This window comes from Sphingomonas sp. FUKUSWIS1, assembly GCF_000733135.1.
Classification (GTDB): domain Bacteria; phylum Pseudomonadota; class Alphaproteobacteria; order Sphingomonadales; family Sphingomonadaceae; genus Sphingomonas; species Sphingomonas aerolata.
The window spans coordinates 1-11126 of the sequence record NZ_JPJC01000025.1; the positions used below are offsets into that span (position 1 = coordinate 1).

Consider the following 11126-nt stretch of genomic DNA (forward strand, 5'->3'; position numbering starts at 1 on the left):
GCGCGACGCAAAGTGCCAGATGTCCAAACCGAATCGTGGATGCTGATTTCATAATCCTGCTCCTCTCGACCAAGCGCCGGGTCCGCATGCCAGGCTGTACACTGTCTATTATTCTTCACAGTATCTGTCGTCCAACACTTTGTTTCAGCAACTGTAAGGAGCGGCCCCGGAAAGGCGTCGGAGAGCGCGGGGATTCGCCGGAAATAGCGACCGCGAAATGCGCAGCATGGTTCGATATCGCGACGTGCCGGGCGATGTACGACAACGCGGCTGGCCGCTATCCGGCGCGGGATCTGCTCACGCTCTTGGGCAGGCTGCCCGCTGCAAGGATGATGGAACGTCCCGCACCGGTGCGGATCTGCAACACAAGATCGCGATGCCGATGACCGCCCCCGCCACCGGCATCGCCCACGCCATGGCCAGCAGTTGTCCGCCGCCGGTCTCGCCGAGCGGGGCGGTGCCGGTCCAGCCGGCCAGGGCGAGGCCCTGACCGAACAGCGCACCGCCGATCCCGCCACCCAGCTTCAGCGTGAGGAGCAGCAATGCGACCGGCACCGCCTCGAGCCGGACCCCGGTCCGGCGCTCGCCGTGATCGATCGCGTCGGCGAGCAACGCCCAGATCATCATCTGCACGCCGGCATTGCCCGCACCGAACAGCGCGATCCCCGCCATCATGCCGCGCGGTCCCGTCGCGAACACCGCCGATCCGACCGCGACGAGGATCAGCGCGACCGCCAGCATGCCATGCTGGCTGGCACGCCGGCTCGCTCCGACCCAGACCGGCAGCATGACGAGTTGCGACAGCGCGAGCGTCGTGAGCGCCCGCGCGGTCCAGTCTGGGTCGTGGATCACCCCCTTGCCGATATAGGCGAAGGATCGCGCAAAGACCGGCAGCGTCAGCGCCTGTGCGAAACCGAACACCAGCAGCGTGCAGAACGGACGATTGCCGAGGATCCAGACCCGGAGCGGCGTTTGCGGGATGGATGGGGTTCGCGGCGGCGCTGGGGCGGCGGCGGGCCCCGATGCGGCGGCCAGCCACAAAGTCGCGACATAGGCGAGGGCGGCACAGGCCGTGGTGACGATAAGGCGATGACCGCCTGCAAGCCCGGGGTCGACAAAGGCGGGGGCGGACCCGGCGACCGCCAGCGCGCCGAGGCAGCTGAACATGTACCGCAAGGCCGACAGCGTCGTCGCGGCACCACGCGGTCCGGTCATCCGCATCATCAGCGCATTATGCGCGACATCGCAGGTCGCATAGGCGGTGCGGAAAACTAGTACGAGGCTGATCGCCCAGGGAATTATGAAGGCGGGCTGGGGGGTGGGGAGGAGGAAGAGGATGGTGAAGGGGATGGTGACGACAGGGGCGGCGATGACGAGGAGGCGGCGGTAGAGCCCCGCGCGGTCGGTGGCGCGGTCGAGCAGGCGGCCGAGCAGCGGGTTGCACAGCCCGTCCCAGACCAGCCCGAGCATCACGATCAGCCCGGCGGCGAGCGGCGATATCCCCCAATATTCGGTCAGCGTGAACATCAGGAAGACGTCCATCGTCGACGCGAGCAGGTTCTTGCCGAAATTGCCGCTCGCATAGCCGAGCATCCGCGCCGTGGCAGGCGGCGCGGCGGCAGCGTTATCGGGGGTGGAGCATGCCATCGACCGCGACCCTAGCGCGGCTGTCTTGCAGTTGCGGGACATTTTGCGTGGGCGGCGTCTGTGTGGTGACGACCAGCGTACCGCCGCGCATCAGATCGGCATGGTCGATCCGCGTCGTGGACAGCGCGCGTCCTTCCAGGGTCACCCGTTGCACCACGCCGTCCGCTGGGCCGTCGCGGCGGATCAGGAGCACGCGCCCCTTGCCGAGATCGAGACGGACCCGTTCGAACGCGGGCGTCGTCGGGACGTACCATGGCTCTCCCGGCACGAGCGGATAGAGCCCGAGCGTCGCGAAGACGTACCAGGCGGTCATGCCGCCCGCGTCATCGTCCATCCCGTCGGCAAATCCCTGAGGCGCCAGCGCGAAGCTGGGCCCGACGAACGGCACCGCCAGCTTGCCGCTGTTGGTATAGGGATGCGCGATCGGCCGGGTCAGGATGGTCCGGACGAGATCCGCGGTCGGCCAGGGCTCGCCCAGCGCGGCGAACATCCAGGGGACGTGGATGTCGGGCTCGTTCGTCATGTTGAACAGGCCCTGCCCGAAGAAGGTCTGGAGTTCGCCCAGCAGCCGCGCGCGCCCGACCGTCTGGGTGATCCAGCCGAGATCGAAGACCGGCGCCCAGCGATATTGCCACAGCGTGCCCTGATAGAGCCCGCGCGCTTTGACGACGTCGCCGTCCGCGCCGGGCGACTGGAACACCGATCGCCACATTGGGCGGTAGGACAGCGCCTTGGCGGTGAAGCGCGCGGCGAGATCGGTGCGGCCGAGATCGCGTGCGAGTTCGGCGGTCGCCCAGTCGTCATAGGCGGCCTCAATCTGTTCGTCGGGGGTGCCGCGCTTGAGCGTGGCGCTGTCCGCGACCATCCCGGCGAGCGCCGCGTCCGTGTCGAACGCGATCCCCTTGCGATGCATATCGAGCAGCGCGATCCCGGCATGTTCGGTGCGCACCGTCAGGAAGGGTTCGTTGCGGGTCGACCATTGCGGCTTGCCGCCGGCATAGAGCGCGACCAGCGAGGCGGCGATGTCGGCGCTGCGGTCGGGCTGGATCAGCGCCAGCAGCGGCATCTGCGTGCGGTAATTGTCCCAGAGCGACCAGCTGGCATAGCGTGTCCGGCCCTTGGGCGAGACCGCGATGCGGCCGGTCTTGTCGCGGTGACGGCCGTCCGGATCGTCGATCGCGACCGGGGTCTGCATGACGCGGTAGAGCGAGGTGTAGAACAGCGCGCGGCGGTCGCGCGGACCGGTCGGCACGACCCGCCCGAGCACGCGGTTCCAGTCGGACCGGGTCGCTGCGGCGATGGTCGCGAACGGCCGGTCGCCGAGTTCGGTGTCGCGGGTCAGCGCCGCGCCGCCGCCGTCGACGCTCGACAGGCCGGTGCGGATCTCGATCCGGTCGCCCGCGCGGGCGACGAGGCGGAGCGTCGCCAGATCACCAGCGCCGACACTCAGCCGGCGATGCACGAGGCGACCATTGATCCGGATCCGGCTGGCGGTGTGGAGGCGATAGGCGCCCTGGTCACAGACGGTGCCCGCGACGAGATCGGCACGCAGGTCGTCGCTGTCGAGGCGCGCCCAGTTGGCCGAGAGCCGTTTGGCGTAGCTGCGTCGCGGGTCGATCCGCAGGTCGAGTGTGCCCGCCCGCGGCACGGTGAAGCGCAGCACGCCACCGCCGCGCGTCGCGGTCGTCTCGGCAAGGATGCCGCCGTCGTAGCGGACGCTGTAGGTGCCGGCGCGCGCGCGTTCGCTGGGCTTGTCGATCCGCGCAGGGACTGCATCGCTGCCGGCGTAGCGTAGCGCGATCATCAGGTCGCCGCCCGCACCGCCGCAGCCGACGCCGACGCCGCGCGTGTGCGAGAAGCCGAGCAACGTGGTGGCCGCGTGATCATAGCCGGCGTGGTTGGCGGGGCTGGTGTCGGGGCCGAGCTGGACCATGCCGAACGGCGCGACCGCGGCGGGGGTGAGCTGGCCGAAATCGGCGAGTGTCCCGACGAAGGGGTCGACGAGATCGGCGGGGGTGTCCTGGGCGGAGACGGCGGCGGCGGGGGTCAGGAGCAGGATGAGGAGGAGCGGATTGGCGAGGATGCGGCGTGACCGTCGCGGTTGGAGTGGGGTCGGGATGGCGGGGAGGCACGTGCGTTGTCCCCGATCAGTGTCGTTCCCCAACTGGGCCCCGGCCTTCGCCGGGGTGGGGGTTGGGGTTGGGGTTGGGGTTGGGGTTGGGGTGTTTGTGTTTGCGGGGTCTGACCGCTGAAAGACACTGGTCATGGGTCGAGCGGATCGCGGGGATCCTGGCGGAGCGACTGGCGTGATGGGCGGAATTCGAGGTCGTAGACGGACAGCCGCTGGCCGATCATGCCGGGCATGTAGCCGAGCTCGGCGATGTTGCGCGTGGTGAAGGTCGGGCTTTCGATATAGGCGCTCTGCTGCGCGTCGGTGACGATCAGCGTCGGCCGGTCGAGCGGGATGCCGAGCGCGGCCATCCGCCGCGTGGCGTTGCGCAGATTGGTCGTCGTGTGCCGCGCATAGGGTTCGAGGATGATGCGATCGGCGGGGATCGCGTAGCGCTCGATCAGCGCGCGGCGGATCTCGACGGCTTCGACGAAGCGCGTGCCGCGCGGGTGGACCGCGCTGCCCGAGACGAGGATGAACGGGGCGAGCCCCTGGCGATAGCGTTGCGCGGCGAGCAGCGCGTGGAGCTTGCTGCGCGGGCTGAGCCGTGTGGCGCCGTCCTCCGGCCCGACGCCGGGGACGATCAGCGCGGTATAGCGGAAGGCGGTCCAGTCGGTGCGGGCGGCCGCGGCGCGGGCGCCGGCATTCTCGCGGTCGTCGAGCGGTTCGAACAGCGTCGCCGCGGTCGCGTCGTTGCCATCGAGCAGCGCGAGCGCGAGCGCGACGCTGCCGTCGAGCGTGTCGGGTTCGGCGCCCGAGGCGGCGCGGGCGAACTCGATGCCGACTGCGACGTCATCGGCGAAATACGGGACCGCGGGGGTGAAGACGGGGCCGTCGATCGCGGGATAGCGTGACGGATGGCCGAGCCCGTAGACGCGCAGCACCGCGTTCAGCCCGTCGAGCTCGGCATCGATCGCCGCGACCGGCGCGAGATCCGCGTTCGCCGCGAGCGTCGGCAGCCCGCGCTTGCCCGCGAGCCGGTCGAGGATCGCGACGAGCGCGGCGCGATCTTCGATCGTCCAGATCGCCGCCTCGATCGTGCAGGCGGCTGTGGTGCCACATGACGCGCGCCGCGCCGTGCGCGCAGCTTGCAGCGTGCGCATCGCCGGGTCGCGGTCGAGCGCCTGCGCCCAGCCCGGCGTCGCGCGTAACGCGCCGAGCCGGGGAAACAGGCGCTGCGAAAGCGCGTCGATCGGGGCGTCGGGGGATTGCCCGACTGCCCCGATCTGCCCGGTTGCCGCCTGTGCCGGAACCTGCGCGCCGAGCGGTACCGATGCGCTGCCCGCCAGTGCCACCGCGAGGATCATCCGCAGGCCGGTCACCAGGACTTGCTGACCACGAGGCGGACGTTGCGGCCGAAGATCGGACGGCCGTAGATCGCGTCCGCGGTGCCTTGGCCGCTGAGCTGGTCGGTGCGCGTATTGCCCTCGGTCAGGCCCTTGGCATTGAAAATGTTGTCGCCGACGACCTGCATCTGCCACGTGTCACGCGTCAGCGTGATCCCCGCGCCGACCGTCCCATAGGCGGGCAGCGCGGTGTTGTTGAAGAAATCGACATAGCGTTTCCCGACATATTCGTAGCGACCATAGAGCTGGACTGCATTCCCCGCGATGTCGAAATCGACCGAGGGGCGGATATTGCCATAGACCTTGGGCTCGCGGACGAGCTGGTTGCCCTCGACATCGCCTGCGCTGGCGCCGTTCGCGTTGACGAGGCTCTTGTACTTGGGATCGCTGACCGTGACCGCGCCGGTGATCGCAAAGCCGTAGGGCAGCGCGAGATTGCCGTCGATCTCGATCCCCTTGATGTCCGCCTTGCCGACGAACGGCACCGACTGGTCGTTGCGGCCGGTGACCGGGTCGAGCGCAACGAACGAGGCGTTGAGCGGGTCGTAGCGCGTGTAGAAGCCGATGACATAGAGATAGGATCGGCCGAACGCCGCCTTCAGCCCGACCTCATACTGGTTGGCCTTGGGCGTCAGGATCGTCGGGTTGATCTGATAGGTGACCTGGGTCGAGGGCGGGGTTTCGAGATGCGAGGCGCGCGCATAGGCGCCGAGATGCCGGGTGACGTCGTAGTTGATGCCCGCGGTCCAGTTGGTGATGTCGGGCGCGAGCGAGGAGCGGATGATCTGGCCGGTGAAGGCGCGCACGGCATTGTCGGCGAGCGTCGTCGGGTCGCCGAGATTGGCCGAGGTCGTCGCAAAGGCATAGCCGTCGAAGCTGTAGCGTTCGTGACGGATGCCGCCGTCGATCTTCAGCCCCGGCGTCAGTTCCCAGGTGTCGTTGGCGTAGAAGGCGTACATCGACGCGTCGGTATTCCCGCGGTTGAGCGTGGTCGTGTAGCGTAGCACGCCATTGTCGGTCACCGAACCGAGCGCCTGGCCGGCGGCGTTATAGGCGATCAGGTCGAGCGTGCGCGGCTTGCCGCGGACCTCGAGCAGATAGTCCTGATAGGCGACCTCGTTGGTTTCACCGTACAGGCTGCCATAGACGCCGACGCGCAGGTCGTGCGTGCCGAAGCCGGTCGCGATCGATCGGGTGACGCTGAGATCGCCCTGGGTCGAGTAGAATTTCGACGTGACGTCGCGGAACTGCGCGGGGACGACCAGGCCGGAAGCCGCATTGGGGTCATAGACCTCGGCGCCGTCGGTGCCGGCGATCGCATAGCCGAGTCGGGTGACGCCCGCGCCGAAGGCGGTGCGCGCGGCGGTCAGGTAGCTGCCTGCAAAGGCGGTGGCGTCGGACGGGTTGCTGGTCGAATAGAGCGCGTTGAAGTGGAGCTTGCCGATGCTGACCCCGCCCTTGGCGGCGACCTTCCAGCCGTCATAATCGGCGTCATACTGAACGCCGACATTGCCGAACTGCGTATGGCGGCCATTGCCGAGATCGGCGCCGACGTTGCGCGTCGTGCCGTCGGCCTCGCGGTAGCGGATCGTCGCGTTGCGTAGCGCGGGCGAATTCATCGTGCCGCTGAAGAAGTCGATATACTGGTTGAGCGTCTTCGACGGATCGCGCGGGTCGGCGGTCGGGATCGGCAGGTAGAAGACGTTGTGGTCGTTCAGGTAATTGCCCGACACCCGCAGCGACCCGTTCGAGAAGTCATGCTTGATGTTCGCGCGGACCTGGCCACCGCGGTCGTTGGGGAAGCCGTTGTCGCGATAGCCGTCGTGGCGGCGGAGGAAGCCGCCGATCGCGTAGTAGGTCGAATCGTCGATCGGCCCGGCCTGATAGCCGTCGATCCGGTAAAGGCCGGTGTCGCCGAGCGTGAGCTGTGCCTTGCCGCGCACCGTGTCGGTGCCTGAGACGGTGATGTTGTTGACGATCGCGGCGGCATAGCTCGCATAGACCGGGGCGGGGCCGCCGCGGACGACCTCGACGCGCTGCGTCATCAGGTCGAAGCGGTTGAGGCTGTCGCCGCGGAAGAAGTTGCCGTCATTCTCGTGGAACAGCGGGAGGCCGTCCTGCTGGAAGGTGACGAGGCCGCCGTCGCTGGGCAGGCCGCGCAGCCGGATGATGTTCTGGACCTCGCCGCCGGTATTCTCGACGGCGAACCCCGGCAGCTTGCCGAGCAGATCGGCGAAGTTGAGCGGCGCGAGCTTCTGGATGTCGGCGTTGCTGAGCGAATTGACCGCATAGGAGACGTCGAAGCGACGCTGTTCGCGCGCGGAGCCGGTGACGATGATGTCGGTACCGGCGACGGGGTCGGTTTGGGCGGGGTCGGCCTGGGCGGGGTCGCTGGCCTGGTCGGCAGCGGTCGCGGTCGTAGGAGCTGAAGATGCCGTCTGCGCCCAGGCCGGCGTCTGTGCCGCAATCCCCAGCGCGATCAGCGCACATCCCGAACGCAAGCCGTGTTTTGTCATGATTTTTTCTCCCACCCGATTGATATGTCAGCCGTTGGTCGGGGAATATGACAAAATTAATTAATTTCACGAAATAAACTAATCGGCTATCCGGTGCCGCGAAGGGACGTGGGCGGATGGCGATGGCGCGGTTGAGGCTGGATGACGACGAGCGGCGCGTGATGCAGATCCTGCGGTCCTGGGGGGCACGGTCGCGCAAGGATCTCGCTGCCGATCTGGGGATGAGCGCGACCAAGATCACGCGGCTGTCGGCGACGCTGCTCGCGCACGGGCTGATCGAGGAATGCCCGGGGGCGGCCCCGGTCGCGCCTGGCCGCCCCGCGGTCCCGCTGCAGATCTCACCCGAGGCGGGATACGGGGTCGGGGCGATGCTCCACCGCGGGCTGCTCGAGGTGGCGCTGGTCGATTATGCGGGCGGCGTGATCGCGCACCGGTCCGCGCCGTTCGACGATCCCGATCCGCGCGTGTTCGCGCAGCGGGTGACGACCGCGATGCACGAGATGGCGATCGCGAACCGGCTGCTCGGCCGGCGGCTGCTCGGCGTCGGGATCGGCGTACCGGGGGCGGCCTTGTCGATCGAGGGAACGCGGCGCTGGACGGTCGACAGCCTGGCGGCGTGGCGCGGGATCGACCTGAAGGCGCTGTTCGAGGAGCATATCGGCCATCCGGTGTGGATCGAGAACGACGCGAACGCGGCAGCGCTCGCCGAATATTATGTCGGGGGACTGATGCGGCGCTGTTCGACCGCCGTCGTCATCCTGCTCGGGCACGGGATCGGCGCGGGGATCATCGTCGAGGGGCGCATCCTGCGCGGGGCGATGGCCAGCGCGGGGGAGATCGGCTGCCTTTACCCGACCAGCGCGCCGCGCCCCTCGACGCTCGACCTGTTGTCGACATTGCGCGAGGCGGGCTGTGCGATCGACTCGCTGGTGGACTTCGACCGGGTGATCAAGGGCTATGAGCCGGTCGTCGACGCGTGGGTGCGCCGGGCCGCGGGGCAGATCGGGCCGATCATCAACTGGGGGATCGCCTGGATCGATCCGGGGGAGTTCGTGATCTCGAGCCCGTTGCCGACGCCGATCCTCGACGCGCTGGTCCGCCACATCGACTTCGGCGCGATGCACATCGGCGACCATTGCAGCGTCCCGCCGCGCATCTCGGTATCGACGCTGCAGGGTGCGGCCGCAACGATCGGCGCGGCGCTGATGCCGATCCACGCGACCGCGGTCGGCTGACGCCCGGCCCCGCCGTTACGACGCCGATCGCGTCGCCGTCGCGGGCATCCGGACCCGCAGCGTCGCGGCCGCGCCGAGCACCATCAGTGCGCCCGACACATACAGGATGTTGCGCGGGTCGCCGCCGAGCAGCAACTGGTAGAAGAGCGGGACGGTCAGGCTCTCGATGATCATCGGGATGACGATGAACATGTTGAAGATGCCCATATAGACGCCGTTGCGCTCGGGCGGGATCATGTCGATCAGCATGACGTACGGATTGCCCATCATGCTCGCCCAGCCGATGCCGATGCCGAGCATCGCGACGAACAGCCCCGCCTCGTCGCGGATGCCGGGGATCGCCAGCATCGCGACGCCCGATGCGAGCAGGCAGCCGGCATGCGCCGTCTTCGCGCCGAAGCGGCGGGCGACGGGCACCAGCGCAATCGCCGCGACGAACGCAACCGCATTGTAGAAGGCGCCGAGCTGGCCGACCGTCAGCACGGTGTCGCGGAACGCGACGCTCTTCGCATCCGACGTGCCGTGCAGCGAGCGTGCGACCGCGAAGGTGATGAACTGCCAATAGGCGAACATCGCATACCATTGGCACAGCATCGCCAGCGCGAGCTGGCGCATCGGCCGGGGCATCTCGACCAGCGCGGTCTTCAAGTCGCGCAGCGTGCCGCCGAGCGTGAGCGGTTCCTTCGCCAGCCGCGCCTTTTCCTCCTCGGGCAAGGGTAGCTCGGGTACGCGCAGCACCGACCAGAGGATCGTCGCGAGCGACAGCACCGCGCCAATCAGGAAGGCGATCCGCGTGATGTCGGGGATGCCGTTGCCGTCGACCGCATCCTTGTTGAAGCCGATCCAGACGAGCAGCGACGGCGCGAGATAGGACAAGGTCTGCGCGAGGCCGGTGAACGCCGACTGGGTCAGGAACCCTGCGGCGCGCTGATCATCGGGCAGCCGGTCGCCGACATAGGCGCGATAGGGCTCCATCGTCACGTTGTTGGCGGCGTCGAGCACCCACAACAGGCTGGCCGCGACCCACAAGGTCGGGCTGTACGGCATGGCGAGCAGGCACAGGCTGCACAGGACCGCGCCGACGAGGAAATAGGGGGTCCGCCGCCCGATCCGGGTCGAGGTGCGGTCGCTCATCGCGCCGATCAGCGGCTGGATCAGCAACCCGGTCACCGGCCCTGCGAGCCAGAGCAGCGGCAGGCTCGCCTCGTCCGCGCCGAGATAGCCGTAGATCGGCGCCATGTTGGCCTGTTGCAGGCCGAACGAGAATTGCAGCCCGAGAAAGCCGAGATTCATCTCGATGAGGCGGATCAGCGACAGACGGGGTTTAGTCATCGACGCGCCCTTTGTGCGAGTGCCAGCGCGCCGAGCAGCCCGGCGCGGTCGCCAAGTCCCGGCGCGACGATGAGGGTCGCATAATCGGGGGTGCCGAAATAGCCGTTCGCCATCCGCGCGGCGTGATCGCGAACCCGGTCGAGCAGCCCGGGGGTTCCCAGCACGCCGCCGCCGAGCACGATCCGCCGCGGCGACAGCAGTGCCTGCTGCGCGACGACCAGCTGGGCGAGATAATAGGCGACGATGTCATGCGCGGGATGATCGGGGCCGAGCTCCGACAGTGACGCACCCCAGCGCGCGGCGATCGCAGGTCCGCTCGCCAGTCCCTCGAGGCAGTCGCCGTGGAACGGGCAGGTGCCGGCGAAGTCGCGGTCGTCGGGATGCCGGCGGGGGAGGATATGGCCCATTTCCGGGTGGCGGCTGCCATGCACCGGGCGTTCCTCGACCAGCGCACCGCCGCCGATGCCGGTGCCGACGGTGACGTACACCGCGATGTCGGCGCCGGTGGCGGCGCCCCACAGGCTCTCGGCGAGGATCGCGCCGTTGACGTCGGTGTCGAACCCGACCGGGCAGTCGAGCGCGCGCGCGAACGGGCCGACCAGGTCGGTGCCGCTCCAGCCCGGCTTGGGCGTGTCGACGATCCGGCCCCAGCCGGGCGACGAGCGGTCGAGATCGACGGGGCCGAACGAGGCGATGCCGAGCGCGTCGACCGCGCCCCATTCGGCTTGCGCCGCGGTGAAGAATTCGAGCGCGGCGCCGAGTGTCTCGTCGGGCGTCGTGGTGGGGATGCGTGCGGTCCGGAGGACGGTGTCGGGATCACGCGCGACGCCGAGCACGAACTTGGTGCCCCCCGCCTCGATGCAGCCGAACAGAGGCGGGG

At 68.7% G+C, this 11126-nt stretch carries 7 protein-coding genes; 1 reads left to right on the top strand and 6 read right to left on the bottom strand.

All coding sequences use genetic code 11. The features are described 5' to 3' along the window. Positions 1 to 297: 297 nt before the first annotated feature. The 4 genes from sphsw_RS02735 to sphsw_RS02750 all read right to left on the bottom strand — a co-directional run bounded on the left by sphsw_RS02735 (position 298) and on the right by sphsw_RS02750 (position 7679). Positions 298 to 1647 (bottom strand): MFS transporter, encoded by a 1350-nt coding sequence (locus sphsw_RS02735; protein WP_160172593.1) that lies wholly within the window; start codon positions 1645 to 1647, stop codon positions 298 to 300. Continuing rightward, positions 1625 to 3811: a glycoside hydrolase domain-containing protein gene (locus sphsw_RS02740; RefSeq protein ID WP_235188264.1), complete on the bottom strand. Its 2187-nt coding sequence runs from the start codon at positions 3809 to 3811 to the stop codon at positions 1625 to 1627. Before sphsw_RS02740 ends, sphsw_RS02735 begins: the two co-directional genes overlap by 23 nt. Positions 3812 to 3909: 98 nt before the next feature. After that, on the bottom strand, positions 3910 to 5139 hold the full coding sequence (locus sphsw_RS02745; RefSeq protein WP_200874005.1) for a YdcF family protein: 1230 nt from the start codon (positions 5137 to 5139) through the stop codon (positions 3910 to 3912). Next, positions 5136 to 7679 (bottom strand): TonB-dependent receptor, encoded by a 2544-nt coding sequence (locus sphsw_RS02750; RefSeq protein WP_031439267.1) that lies wholly within the window; start codon positions 7677 to 7679, stop codon positions 5136 to 5138. The genes sphsw_RS02745 and sphsw_RS02750 overlap by 4 nt, the downstream gene beginning before the upstream one ends. A gap of 161 nt (positions 7680 to 7840) precedes the next feature. Between sphsw_RS02750 and sphsw_RS02755 the strand changes: the two genes are divergently transcribed. Next, entirely contained in the window at positions 7841 to 8914 is a 1074-nt protein-coding gene (locus tag sphsw_RS02755; protein ID WP_235188265.1) for an ROK family protein, read from the top strand. Between the two features lie 15 nt (positions 8915 to 8929). Here sphsw_RS02755 and sphsw_RS02760 read toward each other — a convergent pair whose 3' ends face one another. Next, positions 8930 to 10246: an MFS transporter gene (locus sphsw_RS02760; protein ID WP_031439269.1), complete on the bottom strand. Its 1317-nt coding sequence runs from the start codon at positions 10244 to 10246 to the stop codon at positions 8930 to 8932. Further along, complete coding sequence (locus tag sphsw_RS02765) at positions 10243 to 11118, bottom strand: ROK family protein (RefSeq protein ID WP_042466409.1); 876 nt, start codon at positions 11116 to 11118, stop codon at positions 10243 to 10245. The genes sphsw_RS02760 and sphsw_RS02765 overlap by 4 nt, the downstream gene beginning before the upstream one ends. Between the last annotated feature and the right edge of the window lie 8 nt (positions 11119 to 11126).